The following is a 24,496-nucleotide window of genomic DNA, read 5'->3' as shown; positions in this document are numbered from 1 at the left end:
TAAGATTCTTATTTATCAAACGGGATCATATACTGAACAAATGCTTCGATCGCTTCATAAGAAGCCAGACCCAAATCCTTGTACAGTTCAGCTGTAGCACGGTTACGGTCTTCAGCACGTTGCCAGAACAAACGTTCGTCATCGCCCAGGAACGGTGCGCTTTCTGCCTGTGACTGGTGTTTCAGAATCGCATTACGTTTGAAACGTAATTCTTCCGGACTGATAGGAACTGCCATTTCGATGTGGTCCATTTCCCATTCTGCCCATGCTCCGCGATACATCCAAACACGGCAATGTTTCAGCCATTCTTCGTCTTTCAATTCGTCGATAGCAGCCAATACAGCATCCAGACAAACCTTATGTGTTCCGTGCGGGTCAGCCAAGTCACCGGCAACAAACATCTGATCCGGTTGGATTTCCTGCAACAGTTTCTTCACGATAGCCACATCGGCATCTCCCAGATCGTTCTTCTTTACAAGACCTGTTTCGTAGAACGGCAAATCCAGGAAGTGAACATTTTCATCTTTCACACCCGAATATCGGCAACCATGACGAGCTTCTTCACGACGGATAGTACCCTTCATGAACAGAACATCTCTCTTTTCCGGTTCTCCGTTTTCTACTTTCTCGAAACGCAGATATTTGATGATCTCTTCCGCCTTATCCTTAACGCCCGTATCATTCGGAGAATATTTGTCACAAACATCACGCAGGTATTCGCAGTAACGGATTACTTCGTCATCACCTACAGCGATGTTACCGGAAGTTTCATAAGCGACATGTACATCATGGTGTTGGTCGCATAAACGGCGTAATGTACCACCCATAGAGATCACGTCATCATCCGGATGCGGACTGAATACGATCACTTTCTTAGGATACGGAGTAGCACGTTCCGGACGGTTGGAATCGTCTGCATTCGGCTTTCCACCCGGCCAGCCGGTAATAGTATGCTGGATATCGTTGAAAATCTTGATATTTACATTATAAGCAGATCCGTACAGGGCCAACAGTTCGCCCAAACCATGTTCGCTATAATCTTTGTTTGTCAGCTTCAGGATCGGTTTACCCGTTAACTGGCACAACCATACGATAGCACGACGGATCAGCTTGTTATCCCAATCGCAGTTGGTAACCAACCAGGGATGACTGATTCTTGTCAGTTCGTAAGCAGCAGACAGATCGATAACAGCTTTCGCATTCATATGAGTCTGCAAATAAGTAGAAGGAACTGTTTCGCTCACTTTTCCTTCAACCGTATTAGCAACAATATGCGCCTTATCTTCACCCCAAGCCATCAAAATCACATTTTTAGCTTTCAGGATCGTTGAAATACCCATTGTGATCACACTTGCCGGAACATTTTCGATCGATTTGAATGTGCGGGCAGCTTCTTTACGGGCATCGTTATCCAGCAATACCAGGCGAGTACCCACATTTATAGAAGAACCTGGACCGTTAAAGCCGATATTGCTTGCATGACCTACACCCAACAGAATATAGTCTATACCTCCGAAGCTCTGGATATGCTGTTCATATTGTCTGCAGAATTCGAATATATCATCCTTCGGCATAGAACCGTCAGGCGAATAAACATTCTTCGGATCGATATCCACATGATCCAACAACGACTCTTTCAGATAAGCGAGGTTACTGTTTGTTGAAGCGCTCAACGGATAAAATTCATATACATTAAATACAATCACGTTACGGAAGCTCAATTGTTCTTCCTTGTGCATACGGATCAATTCTTTAAAAACACTCTGAGGAGAACGGCCTCCGGATAATGCAAGAACAAAAGGCTCTCCGGCTTCCTGTTTCTTACGTATTTGTGATGCCAGTTCCTTTGCGATCGCAAAGGATCCTTCATTTGCCGATTCGTAGATGTTTGTCGGAATCTTTTCCAAACGGGTTAAAACAGATTGCTCATAAGCGTTTTCCGGACGATAATACCGGGTAGGTATACGCGTCAGGGTAATTTGAGAACTAAGGTTCGTCTTCATGTTTAATTACGATTTAGTACAACTTTTTTACTTGAATTACAAATATAACAATTCTCCGGCAAATAATGATTAAAGAACCCTATCAAAAATATCTATTTACCTATAAGTCGGTATAACTCCCCTGCCCACTACTTAATATGAATGGATTCGACAGGATCTTTTTTAGCTAAAGAATACGTTATGAATGAAATAGTTATAAAACTAATAACCAATGCAGCGACTCCCGGCAATAAAAGTATCACAGGATCCATATTGATTCGATAAGCAAAAGACTTCAACCATTCTCCGAGTGCAACCCAGATGATGGGTATCGCGATCAAGAAAGACAGCGCAATCCATTTAACAATTGAAACATTCAACAAAACGACAACTTCACTTATTGTAGCTCCAAAAACTTTCCGGATCCCAATTTCTTTTGAGCGGCTACTCGTGGAAAACCAGGTTACCGACAACAAATTGATAAAAGCAATGATACAAGCCAATATGACAAAATGCTTCAGAATCAAATTAAGATGAATTTCATCCTTGAACTGTTGATTGAAATAATCGTCAACATAGTAATATTGAAAAGGGAAATTATCGAAGGTTGCGTTATATCTTTCTTTTACATACGAAATCACATCCGCTTTGTTGTAATTCTCATTTACCTTGATCACATAATATCCCCAGAGCATAAATGTTTTCATGGTTATTTACATACTTATCGTAACTTCTTTCATAACCAATATAACTTGATAGTACAATAAATGTAAATATCCCAACTATTATTGAGAATATCATTGTCACTGTCGACAATTTATTCTTCTTAAAATTCCTGAAGACAAGCACTGCATCTAACCTATTCATTTTTTTACACCTTTCTCTTTGTTTCCAAATCAATCCAACACATTCCGCCAATGGGTATTTTACATATGGCTATGGACGATTTTCCATTGTCCGTTTATTTTCGAATAAACAATAGTCCATGCAAATTTGCCGGTTAGGGTACGCCCGTCTTCGAGGTATAAAGAATAATCTCCGGATGCGGTGAGCAATGCGGTATTCTCTCCTAAAACGGTAATCTTTTTATTAATGACGGTCAATTCTTGGGACTTACAACCTATCGCCTTTCCATTAAAATCGTCCATTACTCCTTTAAAAAGCGGGAAGAAACGTCCACTGATAATGAAGCCGGATTGAAAGCTATCGTCTACACAATCTGCCAGTAATTTTGCATCGAGGTTTTCTGCAGCATTAATACTATTTTCAAAAGCCGTTACAATCTCAGAAGTGATCTTTTCTTTTTGTTCAATCGTCAGTTCCTGTGAATATGCATTTAAACCGACACAACAAGACATAATCAAGATAGAAAATAAGCAAAATAAAGTTCTCATACTTTTCGTTTTATTCTTTAGTAATAATATCAGAATATCTTTATCTGTATCCGCAAGTTACTCAGGTCAATAGTAAACGGATATTTTACAAATATATCAGATTAAACCAGAAATAGGGTTATCTTCTTTAATTTTTTTGTTTAGCTACATAAAAAACGTTCCTCTCGTAAGTCTTCCATTATAACCAAATTAACTCCGCGTTTTATCGTTCTTCGAAAGTCTTTCATATCTTTGCAGGACACATACAGAATATGAAAGGTGAAATTTTATATCAGAAGATCGCAAAGACGATCGCCTGGCAAATAAAAACAGGAATATGGAAACCTGGAGACAAACTTCCTTCTCTACGCACGATAAGCAGAGAATACGGTACAAGCCTGAATACGGCCATACAAGCCTATTATGAATTGGAAAAAGAAGGTTTTATCCTCGCCTCCCCCAAATCCGGATATTTCGTTAATTACAAGCCTTTACATCTATCTGCCCCAACTACGACCCAGCCCAGGATCAAATATGCTGCCGAAGAAAACAACGATTTGATATCGGAAGTGTATCGAACCATAGAAGATTTGTCGATCACCCGTCTCTCTCTGGGCGTACCGGAAGATATATTATTGCCGATAGCCAAACTTAATAAGGAGCTGGTCAGAGCGATGCGTTCACTTCCTGGCTCCGGAACAAGATACGAGGATACACAAGGCAGTCCTAAATTAAGAAAGTACATTGCCCGGTTCACATATAACTGGAACGGACTTTTGAGCGAAGACGACATCGTAACTACGTCAGGAGCCAGCCATGCTGTCTCATTAGCCTTGTCGGCCACCACACAAAAAGGAGATACAATTGCTGTCGAAAGTCCTGTATATTTCGGTTTACTTCAACTGGCAAACAGCATGGGACTCCGTGTTATAGAGTTACCGACAAATCCCGTTACCGGAGTCGAACCGGATGCTCTAAAGAAAGTCCTGCCACAAATTAAGGCATGCATACTGATCAGCAATTTCAGTAATCCGATAGGAAGTTGTATGCCCGAAGAGCATAAAAAGGCTGTGGTGAAAATGCTGGCAGACCATCATATACCGCTGATCGAAGACGATCTGTATGGTGACGTCTTTTTCGGAAATTCCCGTCCCAGCCCCTGTAAAGCTTTCGATGAAGAAGGGCTAGTGTTATGGTGTTGTTCCGTCTCAAAGACATTGGCGCCCGGGTATCGTGTCGGTTGGATCGCTCCGGGCAAATTCAAAAAGGAAGTTCTTCGACAAAAGAACATTACATTAATATCCACACCGCCTTTGAATCAGGAAACCATCGCCAACTTTATGGAAAATGACAGATACGAAAACCACCTGCGCAAATTGAGACAAGAGTTACACGCCAATAGTCTCCATTTTGTACAGTCCATTATAGATTATTTTCCGGAAGAAACCAGAATCATTCATCCACAAGGTGGATTTATGATGTGGGTAGAACTGGATAAAAAAGTCGATACAACCAAACTATATTATCAGGCGATGCAGCAAAAGATCAGTATTGCTCCCGGAAGAATGTTTACCTTACAGGATCAATTCAATAACTGCATGCGCCTGAGTTACGGACATCAATGGACTCCTATCCTCGAAGAACGTTTAAAGACCTTGGGAGAGATCATCAAAAAATCAATGTAACCCATCGATATATTCTCTGATAACCTCTCCGATCATTCGAAGACCGGCATCTATTTTCTCCTCCGGCATATTAGAGAAATTGATCCTGAAGGAATTATCTTTACCTCCATTGGGGAAAAAGGAACCTCCGGGCACAAAAGCAATTTTCTTCTCTATACATGTATCCAAAATCGTGCGTGACGAAATATTTTCAGGTAGTTCTACCCACGTAAACAAACCTCCTTCCGGCCGGGTATATTTTATATTGTCAGGAAAATATTTCCCTATACATTCTATTGCCACATCTCTGCGTTTCCGATAGATCGCTATGATTTTCCTAATATGTTCGTCTATATCATACCGATTCAGATATTCGGCAATGATCATTTGAGCAATTGTATTACATTGTAAATCTGCTCCTTGCTTAACTAAAACATATTTCCGGATAATCTCTTTATCTCCGGCAATCCAGCCGATACGGAAACCGGGACAGAATATTTTGGAAAAACTCCCTGTACACAAGACATTCCCTTTTGCATCGAACGACTTGACAGAAGGTAATGATTCCCCTTCAAACCTCAACTCGCCGTACGGATTATCTTCTACTACAGGAATACTATATTTAGCTGACAATTCCGCCAATCGTTTCCGTCTTTCCAGACTCCAGGTTTTTCCCGTCGGGTTCTGGAAAGTCGGTATTACATATATCAGTTTAATGCCGTTGGTTTTCTTTAAAACATCTTCCAGAAAATCCATGACCATGCCATCCCCATCTGTAGGTATTTCGATAAAATGGCATCCGTATGCTTTAAATGCGCTAATAGCAGCCAGATATGTCGGACTTTCACACAGAACAATATCCTCTTCGTCCAGAAAGACTTTACCGGATAAATCCAATCCCTGTTGCGAACCATGTGTAATAAGGATATTATCCTCATCGAAAGAAGTACTTAACCGGGTATTCATCCGGTCGGCAATCCACTTTCTTAAAGGGGCATACCCTTCTGTCGTAGTATATTGAAGTGCCTTCGTTCCCGACTCTTTCAAAACGCCCCGGCTAACTTCATCAATTTCTTTTATTGGAAAAAGTTCAGGAGCCGGAAGTCCCCCCGCAAAAGAAATAACATCTTCCTTCTCTGTCACTTTAAGTATTTCTCTTATTTCCGAAGCCTTTATATCGGACATCCTTCTTGCAAACTGTAACTGCATACTATTTATCTGTTTATTGATTAAAACCTTATTATATAGGTAGAGATTGCAAAGTAAACCACAAAAGCAAAACAGAAACAGATATAATTTTATCTATATTGATAGGTACAGATAAAATGAAATGAGCCCGGTACAATACCGAGCTCATTATATAGAATCATAACGCTTTGATTAAGCCAATGTATTCGTTCCTTCCACCAAATGTCCCATCGACCAAACAGAACGGACATTCAATTTACGGTCCAGAATAACGATATCAGCATCTTTGCCACGTTGTAAAGAACCTTTACGATCACTAACCCCCATCAGGCGGGCAGGTGTCTCGGAAGCCATACGAACCGCATCAGCCAAAGGTACACCCGCATTCTGTGCCATGGTGCGAACCAGCACATCCATCGTAGCTATACTTCCAACCAACGAAGAATGGTCTGCCAGTTTACAAACGCCATCCTCGATAATGATACGGGGATCATCTATCGGCTTTCCTTCATTAGCGGCATAAGCCAAAGCATCTGTAGACAAACAAGTACGTTCCACACCTTTCAGTTTGTAAACCAGACGCAGGATTGTTGAAGGCAAGTGGCGGCCATCGGCAATCACTTCCACTGTCATATCATCTTCCAGGAACACACTTTCTACCGTTCCTTCATATTTATATTCACGCCGCTTGTGGAACCCGGGCATAGCATTATAAAAATGAGCCGCATGCGTAAAACCGGCTTCATAAGCAGCTTTAATATCTTCAAATTCAGCCTCTGTATGAGAAACGGCTGCCAAGAGGCCTTTTGAACGGACATAACGGGCAAAATCCAAAGCTCCTGGTAATTCTGGACTTGCATCCCAACGTTTAATACAATTCGTACTTTCCAGTAACGATTTATATTCATCCGGATCAGGATCTTTCAAAGCATCCGTCAGCAAACTGCCTGCCATCTTCGGATTCAGATAGGGGCCTTCCAACTGTAATCCCAACACAGGACTATTTTTCTCTGCCATCACACTTTCACATAAGGCAACCCCTTTCCTGACTTCAGTCATGGGAAGCGGGGCCAATGTCGGGAAAATACAAGTTGCACCATATTTCATGTGCGCGTTCACTGCTCCGTGGAAAGCTTCTTCCGTACATTCTTTAAAATCATAACCGCCGCCACCGTGTATATTCATAGCAACGAAACCCGGAATAATATACATTCCTTTGGCATCTACCACCGTAGCCCCTATCACTGCCAGGTCACTATTTGTTACTTCCAGTATTTTACCATCACTGATCAGAACAGAACCGTCTTTTAACCAACCTTGTGGAGTCAGGATCTGTCCGTTTATTATTTGTGTTAACATAACTTTCAATTCTCAATTTTCAACTTTCAATTCTCAAAACAGCTTATTGGTACCTTCCACCAATTTTCCCATAGCCCAGACAGCACGTACATTCAAATCTTTGTCCAAGACCATCAGGTCGGCATCCTTACCACGTTGCAAAGAACCTTTCCGATCGTAAACTCCCATGATACGGGCAGGTGTTTCAGAAGCCATACGAACAGCATCTTCCAAAGGAATTTCTGCTTTCTGTACCACAGTACGGATCAAACGGTCCATAGTAGCCACACTACCGGCCAAAGCCGAACGGTCGGCTAATTTACAAACCCCGTCTTCGATGATCACACGAGGATCGAAAGCCACCTGGCTGTCACTTGCAGCACAAGCCAATGCATCCGTGATCAAACAAGTACGTTCCACCCCTTTTACTTTATATACCAGACGGAGGATCGTCGGAGGTACATGAATACCGTCAGCCACCACTTCCACTGTCATATCATCGATCAGATAGATACTTTCCACCGTACCTTCATATTTATACTCCCGACGTTTATGGAAACCAGGCATCGCGTTATAGAAGTGCGTAGCATGTGTATAGCCGGCTTCGTAAGCAGTCTGGATATCCTCATACTCAGCCTGTGTATGACCGACAGCAGCCAGCACACCTTTAGAAGTAATATATTTACCGAACTGCATAGCTCCCGGCAGTTCCGGGGCTGCATCCCAACGTTTGATGCAATTTGTTTCTTCCAGTAAAGGAATATATTCTTCGGGATCCGGATTCTTGATATTTTCAGGGATCTGACCGCCTGCCATCTTCATATTAAAATAATGACCTTCCAGATGCAAACCCAGGATAGGACTATCCTTTTCAGCCATTAACTTTTCAGTAGTAGCCGCTGCCGCACGTATCATCGGGATCGTTGAAGAAGACAAAGTCGGGAAAATACTGGTCGTACCATGTTGCATATGGGCTGCCACCGCACCACGAAACGCATCTTCCGTTCCTTCCATAAAGTCACGTCCACCCCCACCGTGAACATGGATTTCCACTCCGCCCGGAACGATATACATTCCTTTGGCGTCAATCAGGTTCGCACCAACTATGGCCAGGTCACAGTTGGTCACTTCCAGAATCTTGTTATCACTAATCAGAACAGAACCATCTTTCATCCAGCCCTGTGGTGTCAGGATACGACCGTTAATAATTTGAGTCAACATAATATTTTGTCTATATAAATTAGGCGTTTGTTATTTATCAATCAGTTCAAACTCATGGTATAATAAGCCGAAGCTTACCACTGACAAATGTAAATACTTTTTATTTAATGCTATCCCTCTTCAATCAATATATTTCAAAAAAAGCGCCGCCGGATCACCGGGACGCTTTTTCATTCAATTCTTCCAACTCTATGGTCAACTCTGTCCATGTATCCATCGTGTCAGATAATTCTTTTTTCAATGATGAATAATCATTATATAAAGAGGTATCGGATGCACCTTCCGGAGTAGCCAGCCTGGCTTCGATAGCAGCTATGGAGTTTTCCAGTTCAGTTATTTTATTTTCGGCTTCAGCGACAGCTTTTTCTACTTTCTTGATCGCTTTACTCTGCTCCTTGCGTGCTTCATACGATAACTTATTTTGCGTAGGCTGCACTTCCGTATCCGTTGTAGAAGAAGCGACCTGTGCAGTACGTTCCAATTCGCGCAGGCTGTCCATTTTCTTTCTTTCCAGAAACTCGTAGATACCACCCAAATGTTCCACGACGCGCTGGTTTCCGAATTCATAGACCTTATCGACCAGGCCATCCAGAAATTCGCGGTCATGTGAAACAACGATCACAGTCCCGTCGAACTCACGCAACGCATCCTTCAAAACATCCTTCGAACGCATATCCAAATGGTTGGTAGGCTCATCGAGAATCAGGAGATTGACGGGCTCCAGCAAAAGGCGGATCATAGCCAGACGGCTCCGTTCTCCACCGGACAATACTTTCACCTTCTTATCAGACGCTTCGCCACCGAACATAAAAGCTCCGAGTATATCGCGTATCTTGGTACGTATATCTCCCTCTGCCACATAGTCTATCGTATCGAATACCGTCAGGTTATCATCCAGCAACTGTGCCTGGTTCTGTGCAAAGTAACCGATCTTCACATTATGTCCCAACTGCAATTTGCCCTCATAGTCGATCTGATCCATGATACATTTTACAAGCGTAGACTTACCTTCTCCGTTCTTACCGACAAAAGCCACTTTGTCTCCCCGGTTTATAGTCAATGTCACATCTTTAAATATCAGATGATCACCGTAACGTTTGGCCACATTCTCCATGATCACCGGATAAGAACCAGACCGGGGAGCAGGCGGAAACTTCAGGCTCAACATCGCCGTATCGACCTCATCGACTTCGATACGTTCTACCTTTTCCAGCTGCTTGATACGCGACTGCACCTGAACGGATTTCGTCGCCTTATAGCGGAACCGTTCAATAAAGGCTTCCGTATCAGCCAACTTCTTCTGCTGATTTTCAAAAGCACGAAGTTGTTGCTCGCGGCGTTCCTTACGGAGTTCCACATATTCGGAATATTTGACTTTATAATCGTATATGCTTCCCAATTCGATCTCGATCGTCCGGAAAGTCGTGTTATCGATAAAGGCGCGGTCGTGGGAAACCAAAATCACCGCATTGGCGCGGGTAGCTATAAAATTCTCCAGCCATTGGATAGATTCAATATCCAGGTGGTTGGTCGGCTCATCGAGCAACAATACATCCGGCCGGCGAAGCAATAACTTTGCCAACTCGATACGCATACGCCATCCACCGCTGAATTCAGAGGTCGGACGATCGAAATCAGTACGTTTGAATCCCAATCCGATCAAAGTCCGTTCCAGTTCCGCATGGTAGTTGCTTCCCCCCAGCAACTGAAAATGTTCAGAAAGATGCGTTACCTTGTCTATCAGTTTTTGATATGATTCAGTCTCATAATCAGTCCGCTCTGCCAGTTCCAGGTTCAACCGTTCGATCTCTTTTTCCATTTCCCGGATATGTCCGAAAGCTTGCTCCGCTTCCTCACGAACCGTACGGCTATCGGTTAACTGCATTTGCTGCGGCAGATAACCGATCGTTGTTTCTTTAGGAACACTCACTGTCCCGGATGTCGGAGTCTGCAAGCCTGCAAAGATCTTCAACATCGTAGATTTTCCCGCCCCGTTCTTTCCGACCAGCGCGATACGGTCTTTCTTATTTACCACAAACGAAACGTCATCAAAAAGCGTAAATCCGCCAAATTCAACTGTTAGTCCTTCAACCGAAATCATATTTATTCTGTATTACGGGCACAAAGATACAATTTCTATTTTGACAATATACTAATGGATATAGTAAGAGGTCCGGAATTTATTAAATATACAGAGCTTCCTGAAGGTTTAAAGGAAAGTTAATTCATCTAAAATAGAGAAGAAGCATTTAATTATCACACATGATACCCCCAAATACCAGATAAACTAATGACTGTTTGATAATCAATATTCCGGTAAAAAGACTCTTATACTTAAATAAAGGGGAATAGAAAGCGGAAAGTCTGTAAATGACATAGTTCCTGTAGAACTATTTAATAATTACACTGCAAATATAGTATTTTTTTAATATGTATACTATAAATATTTAAAATTTAGACCTCTTCTTAATAAAAATACACCCAAACGTTAAATACGTTCATTGCATTTATCTTAACCTGTTTTAATAAAAAGACATACGTAAAACCACAAACAACTACAATACAACCGATTACCAAAGAAATAAAGTATATAGTTCTACAGGAACTCCATACTAATTACACAGTATTAATATTAATCATAATTAAAAAACACATGAATTACAGGTCTATTTTAAAGCAAAACAAACTCCCTTTGCTTTTAATTGCACTTGCTTTTCCTGTTTCAGTAACCACTTCTTCCTTGTACGCCATTACAACAGAAGTATCTATTACCCAACAGAAAAAAGCCATAAGTGGAGTAGTCTTTGATGGTGGAATGAATGAGCCGCTCATCGGTGCCAATGTTGTTGTTAAAGGCACGACAAACGGAACTGTAACCGATTTAGATGGAAAATTTACAATCGAGGCAAATCCTACGGACATGCTGGTAATCAGTAGTATTGGATTCAAAACATTAGAGATCAAAGCATCCGAAGCTTCAAAAGGGAAAATTGTCCTGAAAGAAGATTCCCAGGCGCTGGATGAAGTGATCGTTGTCGGTTATGGAGTACAGAAAAAAGCAAACCTGACAGGTTCTGTCGCACACATTTCTGCCGAAGCTATTGAATCACGAAGTGTAGCGAGTGTATCTGCCGCTTTAGCCGGCCAGATACCAGGTGTAACTGCCATACAAAGCTCTGGTGCTCCGGGATCACAGACGGCCAGTATTACCATCCGTGGTACAAACTCCATCAACGGTGGTAGCCCCTTGGTTATAGTAGACGGAGTACCCGGTAGTATGAACACGATCGACCCGCAGGATATCGAAAGCCTCACTGTATTGAAAGACGCCGCATCTTCCGCTATTTATGGAGTACAGGCTGCAAACGGTGTCATACTGATCACAACTAAACAAGGTAAGAAAGGAGATAAAGCTCGTATCAACTACTCCGGTTCCGTCGCATGGACATCTCCTGTTGCATTGTTAAAATTCCTGGGATCGGGAGATTATGCTATGTTATATAACGAAGCAGTCAAAAATGAAAATCCCAATGCCATTCTCCCCTACACAGACGAAGATATTGAAAACTATCGAAACGGAACTCTGCCTGACACAGACTGGTATAAAGAAACATTCAAAAAGAATGCAATGGAAACTTATCACAACCTCTCCATCAACGGAGGTTCTGAAAAAACAAGTTACAATGCTTCTATCGGATATACACGCCAGGATGGCCTGATCGATGTAAACAAATACGATCGTTTCAACGGACGTATCAGTGTGGACAGCGACATCAATAAATGGCTGAATGCCGGATTGAATGTTTCAGGCTATAGAGGTACTAAAAATGACGGATGGGAAGGATATGCTTCGCTTCGCCAATATGCAAACCGCTTGTCTCCTACCGTTCCGGTCTATAATGAAGACGGTACATATTATTATAGTGGCCTCAATAACCCGGTTGCCCATCTGAACAATACAGGATTTACACGACAAACAGACCAGCAGCTCAACGCAACAGCCTACGCCAAAGTCAATATTTTACCGGAACTGAATGTCAAAGCCTTATTCTCTGTACGCAACGATACCCGTAATAATGAGGGGTTCAAAAAACTACTGGAATATGGTACCGGTAACAATACTTATAACTCCGGTCTGCGCGAAGGATATCAAAAATATTATGACTGGAACTGGTATACAACGCAGGTATTGGCTAATTATAACAAAACTTTCGGAAAACATTCGCTTGCCGTATTAGCCGGTTTTGAACAAATCTACTATAAATACAAATATACGGAGGCTACCCGTAAAGGTGGTGGAAACGATGAACTTACCGAGTCATTGAACACATTGGACAAGTCTTCCCAGACAAATACAAACGGAGGCCACGAAATTGCACGACGCTCCTATTTCGGACGTATCCAATATGATTTCAGCGACAAATATCTGTTTGAAGCTAATCTACGTGCCGATGCATCTTCCCGTTTCCCGAAAGACTCACGCTGGGGATACTTCCCTTCTGTTTCTGCCGGATGGCGTATTACGGAAGAAAGTTTTGTAAAAGATGCCGATATCAATTGGCTGAGCAACTTGAAGCTGCGCCTGGGCTGGGGACAAACCGGTAATGAGGAACTTGCAGACGACGATATCTATCCGGCTATCCCTACCTATGCATACGGCAGCTATATGTTTGGCAATTCTCTTTACTCTACAGCCTATGAATCACGTTATGTAAACTCCGAGCTAAAATGGGCGACAGTAACCAATTACGAAGCAGCCCTGGAAGCAGGTTTCCTGAATAACCGTTTAGGATTTGAATTGTCAGTCTACAAAAAGAAAACCAAAGATATGTTACTCTATTTGCCGGTGCAGGGTGTCCTCGGCATGGATGCTCCGGCACAAAATGCAGGTAGCATGCAAAATACAGGTTTTGACTTAAGCGTTTTCCATAATAACCGGATCAATAAAGATTTCAGCTATGCTATTAACCTGAATGTCGCCTATGTAAAAAATAAAATTACAGATATGTGTGGAACGGAAGGTGAAAATCCGGATGATAGCAAATACTGGTACCTTGAAGGATATGCTTTAGGCTCATTCTACGGCTACGAAGCTATCGGCTATTTCAATACGGAAGAAGAATTAGCGAACGATGCGAAACGTACCGGAACAGAACAACTGGGAGATATTAAATATCGCGATTTGAACGGTGACGGTAAAATCGATGCAGCGAACGACCGCAAAGTGATCGGTAAAGATAAGCCGTCATGGACAGGAGGTCTGAATATAAGTCTCTTCTACAAAGATTTCGACTTTTCTGCATTTTTCCAGGGAGCCTTCGATGTAGATGGTTATTATACAGGAGAATCCGCTTATGCATTCTACAATAGCGGAAAAGTACTGGAACGTCACCTGGATCGCTGGACTCCTGATAATCACAATGCCTCTTATCCTCGTATCACCAAAGATTCACAGGTAAACTTTTCAACCTCTTCTTTCTGGTTACAGGATGCATCTTATGTTCGTCTGAAAAATATTTCATTAGGATATAATATTCCGTCTGCTCTTACTCAAAAGATAGGAGTCGACAAGGTTAAAGTATACCTATCCGGTGAAAATCTATTAACATTCAGTGGTTTGGAAGGTATCGATCCCGAAGCTCCGGCTTCCAATCGCGGAGCCTATTACGGTAATGTTAAAAAGGTGTCTTTAGGTTTAAAAGTTTCATTCTAATTTCTTACGCTTAAACAGATATGAAAAAAAATATATTATCAGTTACCATATCGGCATTATTATTAAGTCTCTGCTCATGTAGCGATTTTCTGGATCGTTATCCGCAGGAAGAATTGTCTGACGGCAGTTTCTGGACAAAACCAGTCGATGCAGAGATGTTTGTTGCAGATATTTACGGGATATTACCCGGTAGCGCAAATGGAGATATAGATGGAGATATTAACTCCGATAATGCAGTACATGGCATCAAATGGGCTGCCGGAGATGTGTCAAAAGGTATTTATGATCCGGCAGGTTTCAGTTGGAGCGGAAGTTATTCTTCCATTCGTGCCTGCAATATCTTGCTGGAAAAAATAGATATGATAGAAGATTACCCGACAGCAGATAAAGAAGCTACCATCGGAGAAGCCCGTTTTCTGCGTGGTTATCTTTATTTCGAACTAATCCAGCAGTTTGGCGATGTCCCTTATGTGGAAAGCAGCCTGGCATTGGATCAGCTGGAAGGAATCACCCGTACTCCCCGCGAAGAAGTTTACAAAAAGGTAATGGAAGATTTCGACTATGCTATTGAAAAGCTACCGAAAGAATGGTCGTCCGACAAATACGGTCGTATAACAAAAGGAGCCGCTTATGCAATGAAAGCACGTGCAGCTTTGTATTACGCTGATTGGGAAGTCGCAGCAGCGGCTTCAAAGGCTGTTATCGACTCCAACCAGTATGAATTGTTCGATGCAGAAGGCACCGGAAGGTATGCCGAATTATTCTGGGAAAGCCAGGAAGCGTGTAGCGAAGCTATTCTGGTCCGCCAGTTTAACGCACCGGATAACACCAACTATATCATCGGATGGGAATGTTTCCCGACAAAAGGCTGGGGAGGTATCAACCCGACACAGAGCCTGGTAGATGCTTTCGAATGTATTGACGGCGCACCGATCAGCAAATCGTCGCTATACAAAGAAAACGATCCGTTTACAAACCGCGACCCACGTTTGGAAGTTTGCGTATTACATGATGGTGAAGAGATGTATGGTACAGTCATCAAAGTTGCTCCATTGAAGTCTAGTGGTAACACCGGTATCGCCCAGCACGGTGATGCTACGGCAACCGGTTATTATCAGCAGAAATGGTTGGATCCGAGTATCGATCCGCAATCGACAGGTTGGGATATGGGAAAGGATTGGCATGTAATTCGCTTCGCAGAAGTATTGCTGACGTATGCAGAGGCTAAAAATGAAACGACTCCTTTGGATGATTCTGCTTTCGAGGCTGTAAATCGTGTACGCCGCCGTGCCGGTATTCCCGAACTGCAAAAGACAGATGCAAGCAAACCGACATACTGCGGGACACAGGACGAGTTGCGTCAACGCATCCGTAATGAATGGCGTGTAGAGTTTGCCCTGGAAGGAGGCAAACGCCAGTGGGATATTCGCCGATGGGGTATTGCCAGCGAAGTATTGAATGCTCCTTTCCTCGGTTTAAAATACAAACTCGTAGACGACCCCAGCTCTCCCGACGGACAAAGATGTATATTGTATGAGGGTGAGAATATAAAATTAACTGGTAGCCGATATTCAGATCACAACTATGTATATCCGGTTCCTCAATCGGAAATTGACCTGAATCCTGCATTAACACAGAATTCCGGTTATTAAAAACTCAAAGGGACCTGGTTGAATCCAGGTCCCTTCTCCCAAAACGACACCTTATGAAAAACAGCCATTGGTTTCTGTTCATCTGCCTTATCGCTTCATTCATGTTTCTATTCATGGACAGCCTGGCTTATATCATACCTTACCATGAACAGCAGGAACTATTTTTATTCAGCCGTTCTTACCAGGAAAGCTATCTATATGAAAGCGGTGGGCTCGGTCGTTATATGGCAAATTTCATTACCCAGTTTTTTTACTATCCTTATGTCGGAAAAGTCATTTTCACGCTATTATTATCTTTTATTTATCTTCTTCCCTGCCTGATCTGTCAGCGGATCGAAAGACAAAATGATCCATTACATTTAGCAGTATTGATACCGTTATACTTACTGATCCAATTCGAATCTATTGATTTTAAATTTTATCATGCGTCAAATATCATTTGTTACCTGCTGATATTCTATTGTCTTTCTTTTCTCAGAAAAAGATATTTCTATTATTCCTTAATCCCCATCTCATTGATAACCGTGTTCTACCTGGGTTGGATACCTCTATTAATATCCGTTTCAGTGATTATCATCAGTGGGTTATCTGCTAAATATTTATCCCGTTTCTTTACTGACAAAAAATATTACTATTGTCTTTCTATATGCATTTGTCTGTATGCCGGCAGCACATCGTATCTGTTTATCATCAACTACAACATGAAAGAATGGTTGTTGCTTGAAGCAGAAGATCATTTAAAAAAGAAAGAATGGGAGAAAGTATTACATTGTGCCGACAAATTCCGTGGCAATAATCAGCTAATGGAATATTTCCGTAACATGGCACTTTTCCATATCGGACGTATGCCCTACGACTTATTGAAATATCCGCAAACCAAAGGAGTCGCCTCCTTATACCTTCCCTGGACAGGAGAACCCGAAAGAAGTAGATACGGTCATTATATTTATGAACAATTAGGTTATATAAATGAAGCCCACCGTTGGGCTTTCGAAGCGATGGTGGTATATGGAGAAACAGCTCCGATAATAACCAATCTGATCCGGTATAATATAGCAATTCAACGATATGGCGTTGCACACCGTTTCATCAACGTACTAAAACAATCTTTATTCTATAAACGAGACACGGAAATATACGAAAGAATGATTCGGGAAAAACAAAGTCCATTTCCAAATGCACTCTCATATAATCCGGAGGAAAAAGTCCGTTTTGCCAATATATTGAATATAGGCCCGGAGTTAAGCTATTTATGCGACCGGGATTCCTCCAATCAAATGGCGTTTGAGTATTTAATGAGCGACTTGTTACTTAGTAACCAGATTACCCGCTTTGCTGAAAACCTGGGGAGAATACGAACTTTTCCATACGCTTCTTTGCCCCGTCTATACGAAGAAGCACTCTATACTTATAAATTGGGAGTGGACAAAGAAACATATGATAAACTTGGTTTTACGATCAGCGAAGAAACGGAATACCGATTCAGAACTTACTATACTCTTTACCGGAAGAAAGAAATAAAAAAATTAAAAGAACAATTCGGAGATACCTTCTGGTATTATCTCCATTTCCTAAGTCCTTACGGTAATAAGATCATCGATAAACAATAGGTCATGAAACATACACAATACATAGTACTCATATATTCCTTATTATGGATAGTATCCGCTTGTAAACAAACAGGCGTAACACCCGACATACAAACAAGTAAATCAATAAATATCTTTCCGGACTACACGGGAGTCACCTTTCCCTCTAATATTGCCCCGCCCAATTTCCGCATCATGGAAAAAGGAGAAGAATATTATACGGAGATAGGTAATCAAAATCAAATCTATACCCGATTGAGAAGTAAACAACCATCTGTCGTTATCCCGCAAAAAAAGTGGAAAGAGCTTTTAAACGATACTACAGGAAATATGTTTTATATCCGTATTTGTATACAACAGGACAATAAATGGATACAATATCCGGATATTATAAATAATATTTCAAAATCGCCAATCGACCCGTATCTGGCTTACCGTCTCATCTATCCGGGATATGAATTATGGAATCAAATGGGAATTTACCAACGCAATTTAAGCACATACGAAGAGAGTCCGATTATCGAAAATAAATCCGTAGAAAAAGGATGTATAAACTGTCACACATTCTGTAAAAATTCGTCCGAAACCATGATGATCCACATACGTGGTAAAATGGGAGGAACGCTTATAAAGCAACAGGAAAATTTCAGCAGGCTGGATATAAAAACGCCTGAAATGAACAACGGAGGGACTTATGCCGCCTGGCATCCGGCAGGACGGTATCTGGCATTTTCAGTCAATGAAATTCAGCAATATTTCCATTCTACAGGCCCCAAAGCAATCGAAGTAGCCGATTCCGAATCAGATCTGATCATTTTAGATACAAAAACAAACCACTTAATTACCTCACCGGCAATTTATGGCAATGAGTGGATGGAAACATTCCCTGCATGGAATCCTGACGGGACTATGCTTTATTTCTGCCGAAGTAAGGCTATCGATAAAAAAACACCTCTAAGTAATATACGATATGACCTGTACAGAATCTCTTTTAATGCAGAAAAAAGAGACTTCGGCTCTCCTGAATGTGTCTATAAAGCCTCAGAAAAGGGGAAAAGCGTCTCTTTCCCCCGTATTTCACCGGATGGAAAATATCTGATGTTTACTTGTTCTGATTACGGAAACTTTTCAATCTGGCATCCGGAAAGTGAACTGTACTTATTAAATCTGGAAACAAACGAAATACGTAATATGGAAGAGGTGAACAGTACGGATGTAGATAGTTTTCATACCTGGTCGTCTACCGGCGAATGGTTCGTTTTCAGCAGCAAACGACAGGATGGTCTATGGGCTCATCCCTATATCGCCAAATTTGATACTCAAACGGGGATGGCATGCAAACCTTTCGTTTTACCTCAGGAAGACCCGGATTTTTATCTCAAATTCACTAAAACATTCAACTTGCCGGAACTGATCACTGCACCCGTAAAAAACAGAGATCAACTAATCCGTAAAACCCGGAATAATAAAGAGACAGTGAACAGAGAGGTACTTTTTCGGTAGAAAATACAATTAGTAATATCAAAAGAAATTATCCAAGAGAAGAAAAATATAAATCACTTAGTTCTAACAGAACTATTTTATAACGTCGTCACAAATATAGTATATTTTTTATTATCAATGACTAATTATATTAAAATTAATCGCGATTCATAAGGAATAAAGCCCAATATGTTAATTAATAATTATTCAATTAAGTTAATACCATACTTGTCGTTTTTTACCAATCCCCACTAATACACTGATAGGCTTTTGATTACATATTATACACCAGACATAGTTCTGTTAGAACTATGATAACCTTTAATTAGTATTAATTATTAATCAAAAAACACATGAATTACAGGTCTATGTTAAAGCAAAAACAAATTTCTTTGCTTTTAATCGCACTTGCTTTTCCTGTTTCTGTAACCACATCATCCTTGTACGCAGCTACAACAGATGTATCTATTACCCAACAGAAAAAAGCCATAAGTGGAGTCATTTTTGACGGAACAATGAATGAACCGCTGATTGGTGCCAACGTCATTGTCAAAGGTACCACCAATGGAACTGTTACAGATTTGGATGGTAAATTCACTCTGGAAGCAAATCCCAATGACATCCTGGTCATCAGCAGCATCGGTTTTAAAACTATTGAGGTCAGAGCCTCGGAAACTACCAAAGGGAAAATCCTCCTGAGTGAAGATTCACAGGCTCTGGATGAAGTTGTCATTGTCGGTTATGGTACACAAAAGAAAGTAAACCTGACTGGGGCCGTCGCTTCTGTAAGTTCTGAAGAATTGAAGGAGCGCGTAAATACGAATGTCTTGGCATCCGTACAAGGACAAGTTCCGGGCGTAACAATCATCAGCCGCCCGGGTGCAGCACCATCCATTAACTTCCGCGGCCGTGGTAACCTGGGTACCTCATCACCGCTCTTCGTGATTGACGGAGCAACTGCCGATGCTACCGTATTTTCTGCTCTTGATCCGAACACTATCGAAAGTGTATCCTTCCTGAAAGATGCCGCCTCTTCCGCTATCTACGGCTCACGTGCCGCTTATGGTGTTGTCATGGTTAAAACCAAAGGAGGTAAGGAAGGTGACCTGAAGATAAACTACAACGGATACTTCGGTGTAAAGATGGCAACCTATACACCGAAAGTTCTTAGCTCCGAATGGTATGCCCGATTGGCAAATGAAGCCGCATTAAATGACAATCCTAATGCACAAGTTCCTTATACAGATGAAATGATCCAGAAATTCCGCGACGGATCCGATCCGGACATGTACCCGAATACCAATTGGTACGATCTGGTATTGGACGATGTATCCACAATCACAAAGCATTCGCTGAGTTTCAGTGGTGGCAACAAAGTAAAATACTACACAGGTTTAGGATATACATTCGATGACAAATTCACACCGGGAGCAAACAGCAACCGTTACAACCTGACAACGAATATATCTTCCGACATCAAGTCATGGGTTTCAATGCGCGCCAACATCAATTATATCCAGGACGACAACAAATCAGATAAAGGAGGAATCAGTTACGTGGAATTACTAACCGTCCCATCCACGTATGTTGCCAAACAAAGCAACGGAGAATGGGGTAGTTATGAAGGAGGAAAACCTGCTTCTACAGTAAATATGTTACGTAACCCGTTACGCAAACAAAACCAAGGTAACTGGTCGAAAAATAAGACAACCAATACGCTTTTGAACCTGGCGCTGGACTTCAAACCCGTGAAAGGTCTTGTTTTAACCGGCGAAATGATCTATAAAGTATATGATTACAAGGGAACTACTTACGATGCCAGTACATCTAAGATCAAAGACTTCAAGACCGGGTTGGAACTGAACGGTTCACAGACAGACGAGTCGAAAATGACTTACGAATGGATCGAACATAACCGATTGACTTATAACGGACTTGCCAACTACGAATGGAGTAATGACAAACATAGCTTCAATGTATTAGCCGGTATTTCTTATGAGCATTATCAATACCAGAAACAAAAATCGTATCGCAAAAACTTCCCGACAAACAATATGACCGACCTGAATGGCGGATCAAGCGCACCGAACGACACCGGTACGGAAGGGGGTTCAAACGAAAATAAAATGCTTTCATACTTCGGACGTATCAACTACAGCTTTATGGATCGTTATCTGCTGGAAGCCAATTTACGAACAGACGGTTCTTCCCGTTTCCATAAAGATAACCGCTGGGGGATCTTCCCCTCATTCTCTGCCGGATGGCGTATCAACCAGGAAGCATTCATGCAGGATATAAGCTGGATCAATAACCTGAAACTCCGTGCTTCATGGGGTATGTTGGGTAATATTAATAATGTAGGCGACTACGATTATTTCTCCACTTATCAACAAGGTGGTAACTACAATTTTGAAGATGGCATCGTAAACGGCATTCAGGAAGCAAAACCGGCCAATGCTACTTTAGGTTGGGAAAAGGTAACCATTACAGATGTCGGTCTGGATTTCTCTATCTTCAACGGTCTGATTGACTTCACCGGCGACTACTACAATAAAGTGACCAACGATATCCTGCTAGGTTATAACGTACCTTATGAAGTAGGTATTTATAAAGACTTTAAACCTTCACAGAATATCGGTAGCGTCAGCAACAAAGGTATTGAGTTCGGTATCACACACAATAAAACAATCGGTGACTTCTCCTACTCTGTTGGTTTCAACATGAGTAAAAACTGGAATAAAGTAACAGACCTGGGTGCATCCGACCCTATTTATGAAGATCCCTGGATCAAAAAAGTAGGTTATGCAATCGGTACGTTCTACGGATGGCGCACAGATGGCTTATTAAGCCAGGAAGACATCGACAGTGGAAATTATGTAACAGACGGTATGACTCCACAGGCCGGTGACATTAAATATGTCGATAAAAACGGAGACGGAAAACTGGATGCGGAAGACAAAGACTTCCTGGCCTGCGACGTTCCGGATATTACCTATGGTATCAATGTCAACTTACGTTACAAAGGATTTGAACTTAGCGCATTCGGACAAGGTGTAAGCGGCACAAAACAGTATTTCTGGCAAGAACAGGCCTGGGCATTCTCCGACAATGCCAGTCCACGTGAATATCACCTGAAGAGATGGACATTGGATAACCCGAATCCGAACGCTGCTTATCCGAGAATTTATTCCCGTACAAGCGCACACTCGACATACAATAACCGTTTTTCCGAATATTGGTTAATGAATACCGACTATTTCCGTATCAAAACAATTACTCTCGGCTACACATTCAATAAAAAAACACTGGAAGCTCTAAAAATGGATGCCCTGAAAGTATATGTGGCAGCAGAAAATCCGTTCACGATCCGTGCAGACAAAAGAATGGAAGATTTTGACCCGGAAACCGGAAACGGCCGTGGGCAAGATACAAGAGGTGTTTCTTCTATCGCACTGGGAGTTAACCTGACATTTTAATCGATTGTAAAGAATTAGACATATGAAAAATATAAATAAACTATTCAAAAGCATTGCATTCTGTACAATAATAGGTGCAACTGTCGCAAGTTGTGATTTAGAAGTTGAGCCACCCTCAAGTATTGCTTCCGAAACATATTGGACATCGGAAAAGGATGCCTGGATGAATCTGAATGTAATTTACTCCAATACTATTCCGGGCATAGGGGTTTATGACGACACCTATTCACCCGACGCATATTGCCAGTACTCATGGGAGTCAAGCGGTTCTACTTTTCTGCAAAATGGTATGAGTGCCGCTTATGATGCCGGTTGGAACTTCGAAACAATTCGTAAAGCAAACTTATTCCTATCACAAATAGAGAATTGTCCTATGGACGAAGCATTAAAAGCACGTTTCATAGCTGAAACCCGCGTAATGAGGGCATGGCAATATCTGTCGCTTACACAAACTTTCGGAAAAGTACCTCTGATCACGGAAGTACTTCCCTATGATGCTGAAAATGTGACACGTGATGAAATAAGCGTTATCCGTGAATTTATCATGAAGGAACTGACAGAAGGGGCAGCAGGTTTACCTGAAAAATATACAGGAGGTTATCCGAATGAAAAAGGCCGTATCACCAAATATGCAGCATTGTCCCTAAAGGCCAGAGCCGCATTGAATTTCGGAGACTATGCAACTGCAGAAAGTACAGCAAAAGAGATAATGGATAAAGGAGGTTTCTCTTTATTCCGCATCTCTTCATTAAACGAAGCGCAGCAGAAAGAAGCCGATGAAATGGATCTGTATATTGATTTCACCAAATTCAATATCGACAAAGAAAAATTCGTAAAGGGTATGTTCAGCTACGAAGCGCTGTGGCACACAGAGAATGGCAATACGGACAACCCCGAATATATCATGACCCGTCAATATGCCGCATCCGACTGGGATTATCAGGACATGGTACGATATACGAGTATGCGCCCCAACCAGCTGGGCGGATGGTCCTCCGTCACTCCTACCCAGAATCTGGTTGACTCATATTGGGCTGTAGATGGTAGCAAACCCAACCTTCCTTCCAAAACAGAACGTGCCGCCAACTATACGGAACTGAGAAAAGAAGCGGATGAATTTATTGCTACGGACAATAAAAATACTTTCCGTCTTTTTGTCGAAAATAAAGTAAAAAGCGGAGAGATCAGGAATGAAAAATACATCAGCGAATATCGTAACCGCGACAGCCGCTTGTATGTCTCCATTATGCTGCCTTTCAAAGGATGGTATGAAACGAATTACGGAACAGATTTTGCCTACGAATGGATAAAAGGAGGTAACAATGAATCTAAAACAGGATTCAACTTCCGCAAAACATTGTCTCTGGAAAATGACCCGTCCGGATACGGACAGGCCACAGGCGATTATCCTTGCATCCGTTATGCGGAAATCCTGCTGATCTTTGCAGAAGCCAGAACGCAGACAACCAGTTTCGACGGACAAGTACAGGCTGCACTGAACGAACTACGCGACCGTTGCGGGATGCCGAACGTCCCGACCTCTTTGTCAAAAGAACAGGGGCTTGAATTAATCCGCAACGAACGCAGGATCGAACTGGCTGCCGAAGGTTTCCGCCTGGATGATATAATCCGTTATGGTGCCGCCTATTGTAGAGAGCAGATCAATAATGTGGATATTACCATGCCGGACGGAGAAAAAGTGATCACAATGAAATGGGATGACCGTATGCTATTGAAAGCCATACCTCAATCTGCCATCGATTTGAATCCTCTTCTGAAGACTGATCAGAATCCGGGGTATTAACATCTGAAGCAGTG

Annotated in this window: 14 protein-coding genes; 7 read left to right on the top strand and 7 right to left on the bottom strand. The window is 41.9% G+C overall.

Translation table 11 applies throughout. From position 1 onward, the window contains the following. Nucleotides 1-8 precede the first annotated feature (8 nt). From IEY67_RS18905 to IEY67_RS18895, 3 genes are all read right to left on the bottom strand, one after another. Nucleotides 9-2,003, bottom strand: coding sequence for a glucosamine-6-phosphate deaminase (locus IEY67_RS18905; protein ID WP_122352957.1), 1,995 nt, complete (start codon nucleotides 2,001-2,003; stop codon nucleotides 9-11). A gap of 128 nt (nucleotides 2,004-2,131) precedes the next feature. Further along, complete coding sequence (locus IEY67_RS18900; RefSeq protein WP_183670810.1) at nucleotides 2,132-2,689, bottom strand: ABC transporter permease; 558 nt, start codon at nucleotides 2,687-2,689, stop codon at nucleotides 2,132-2,134. 219 nt (nucleotides 2,690-2,908) lie between these two features. Beyond that, nucleotides 2,909-3,376, bottom strand: coding sequence for a nuclear transport factor 2 family protein (locus tag IEY67_RS18895; protein ID WP_183670812.1), 468 nt, complete (start codon nucleotides 3,374-3,376; stop codon nucleotides 2,909-2,911). Nucleotides 3,377-3,627: 251 nt separating this feature from the next. On the opposite strand from IEY67_RS18895, the gene IEY67_RS18890 reads away from it, so the two are divergent. Further along, complete coding sequence (locus IEY67_RS18890; protein WP_183670814.1) at nucleotides 3,628-5,040, top strand: aminotransferase-like domain-containing protein; 1,413 nt, start codon at nucleotides 3,628-3,630, stop codon at nucleotides 5,038-5,040. Here the strand turns inward: IEY67_RS18890 and IEY67_RS18885 are convergent. From IEY67_RS18885 to IEY67_RS18870, 4 genes are all read right to left on the bottom strand, one after another. Then, nucleotides 5,032-6,228 (bottom strand): aminotransferase-like domain-containing protein, encoded by a 1,197-nt coding sequence (locus IEY67_RS18885; protein ID WP_183670815.1) that lies wholly within the window; start codon nucleotides 6,226-6,228, stop codon nucleotides 5,032-5,034. The genes IEY67_RS18890 and IEY67_RS18885 overlap by 9 nt on opposite strands. Before the next feature lie 171 nt (nucleotides 6,229-6,399). Beyond that, nucleotides 6,400-7,566 (bottom strand): N-acetylglucosamine-6-phosphate deacetylase, encoded by a 1,167-nt coding sequence (nagA, locus tag IEY67_RS18880; protein ID WP_122352952.1) that lies wholly within the window; start codon nucleotides 7,564-7,566, stop codon nucleotides 6,400-6,402. A gap of 33 nt (nucleotides 7,567-7,599) precedes the next feature. Next, nucleotides 7,600-8,766 carry an N-acetylglucosamine-6-phosphate deacetylase gene (gene nagA, locus IEY67_RS18875; RefSeq protein WP_007658849.1) on the bottom strand — a complete coding sequence of 389 codons (1,167 nt, stop codon included), beginning with the start codon at nucleotides 8,764-8,766 and terminating at the stop codon, nucleotides 7,600-7,602. A 154-nt stretch (nucleotides 8,767-8,920) separates the two neighbouring features. Next, on the bottom strand, nucleotides 8,921-10,867 hold the full coding sequence (locus IEY67_RS18870; protein ID WP_122352951.1) for an ABC-F family ATP-binding cassette domain-containing protein: 1,947 nt from the start codon (nucleotides 10,865-10,867) through the stop codon (nucleotides 8,921-8,923). A gap of 552 nt (nucleotides 10,868-11,419) precedes the next feature. On the opposite strand from IEY67_RS18870, the gene IEY67_RS18865 reads away from it, so the two are divergent. The 6 genes from IEY67_RS18865 to IEY67_RS18840 all read left to right on the top strand — a co-directional run bounded on the left by IEY67_RS18865 (nucleotide 11,420) and on the right by IEY67_RS18840 (nucleotide 24,482). Beyond that, complete coding sequence (locus IEY67_RS18865; RefSeq protein ID WP_122352950.1) at nucleotides 11,420-14,479, top strand: SusC/RagA family TonB-linked outer membrane protein; 3,060 nt, start codon at nucleotides 11,420-11,422, stop codon at nucleotides 14,477-14,479. A gap of 20 nt (nucleotides 14,480-14,499) precedes the next feature. Continuing rightward, nucleotides 14,500-16,131 (top strand): RagB/SusD family nutrient uptake outer membrane protein, encoded by a 1,632-nt coding sequence (locus IEY67_RS18860; protein ID WP_122374056.1) that lies wholly within the window; start codon nucleotides 14,500-14,502, stop codon nucleotides 16,129-16,131. Between the two features lie 53 nt (nucleotides 16,132-16,184). Further along, nucleotides 16,185-17,741: a DUF6057 family protein gene (locus IEY67_RS18855; RefSeq protein WP_183670816.1), complete on the top strand. Its 1,557-nt coding sequence runs from the start codon at nucleotides 16,185-16,187 to the stop codon at nucleotides 17,739-17,741. Between the two features lie 3 nt (nucleotides 17,742-17,744). Then, nucleotides 17,745-19,223 (top strand): TolB family protein, encoded by a 1,479-nt coding sequence (locus IEY67_RS18850; RefSeq protein WP_122374054.1) that lies wholly within the window; start codon nucleotides 17,745-17,747, stop codon nucleotides 19,221-19,223. A 347-nt stretch (nucleotides 19,224-19,570) separates the two neighbouring features. Then, a complete protein-coding gene (locus IEY67_RS18845) occupies nucleotides 19,571-22,678 on the top strand; it encodes a SusC/RagA family TonB-linked outer membrane protein (RefSeq protein WP_183671144.1) in 3,108 nt (1,035 codons plus the stop codon). A 22-nt stretch (nucleotides 22,679-22,700) separates the two neighbouring features. Beyond that, nucleotides 22,701-24,482, top strand: coding sequence for a RagB/SusD family nutrient uptake outer membrane protein (locus IEY67_RS18840; protein WP_183670817.1), 1,782 nt, complete (start codon nucleotides 22,701-22,703; stop codon nucleotides 24,480-24,482). Nucleotides 24,483-24,496: the final 14 nt, after the last annotated feature.

This window comes from Parabacteroides faecis, from assembly GCF_014647375.1.
GTDB lineage: Bacteria > Bacteroidota > Bacteroidia > Bacteroidales > Tannerellaceae > Parabacteroides > Parabacteroides faecis.
Note: the sequence above shows the minus strand (reverse complement) of the source record. Positions and strands in the feature narration are given on the sequence as shown.

Coding starts and splice junctions, on each gene's coding strand:
- IEY67_RS18905 (WP_122352957.1), bottom strand. CDS start 2,003: ATGAAGACGAACCTTAGTTCTCAAATTACCCTGACGCGTATACCTACC.
- IEY67_RS18900 (WP_183670810.1), bottom strand. CDS start 2,689: ATGAAAACATTTATGCTCTGGGGATATTATGTGATCAAGGTAAATGAG.
- IEY67_RS18895 (WP_183670812.1), bottom strand. CDS start 3,376: ATGAGAACTTTATTTTGCTTATTTTCTATCTTGATTATGTCTTGTTGT.
- IEY67_RS18890 (WP_183670814.1), top strand. CDS start 3,628: ATGAAAGGTGAAATTTTATATCAGAAGATCGCAAAGACGATCGCCTGG.
- IEY67_RS18885 (WP_183670815.1), bottom strand. CDS start 6,228: ATGCAGTTACAGTTTGCAAGAAGGATGTCCGATATAAAGGCTTCGGAA.
- nagA (WP_122352952.1), bottom strand. CDS start 7,566: ATGTTAACACAAATAATAAACGGACAGATCCTGACTCCACAAGGTTGG.
- nagA (WP_007658849.1), bottom strand. CDS start 8,766: ATGTTGACTCAAATTATTAACGGTCGTATCCTGACACCACAGGGCTGG.
- IEY67_RS18870 (WP_122352951.1), bottom strand. CDS start 10,867: ATGATTTCGGTTGAAGGACTAACAGTTGAATTTGGCGGATTTACGCTT.
- IEY67_RS18865 (WP_122352950.1), top strand. CDS start 11,420: ATGAATTACAGGTCTATTTTAAAGCAAAACAAACTCCCTTTGCTTTTA.
- IEY67_RS18860 (WP_122374056.1), top strand. CDS start 14,500: ATGAAAAAAAATATATTATCAGTTACCATATCGGCATTATTATTAAGT.
- IEY67_RS18855 (WP_183670816.1), top strand. CDS start 16,185: ATGAAAAACAGCCATTGGTTTCTGTTCATCTGCCTTATCGCTTCATTC.
- IEY67_RS18850 (WP_122374054.1), top strand. CDS start 17,745: ATGAAACATACACAATACATAGTACTCATATATTCCTTATTATGGATA.
- IEY67_RS18845 (WP_183671144.1), top strand. CDS start 19,571: ATGTTAAAGCAAAAACAAATTTCTTTGCTTTTAATCGCACTTGCTTTT.
- IEY67_RS18840 (WP_183670817.1), top strand. CDS start 22,701: ATGAAAAATATAAATAAACTATTCAAAAGCATTGCATTCTGTACAATA.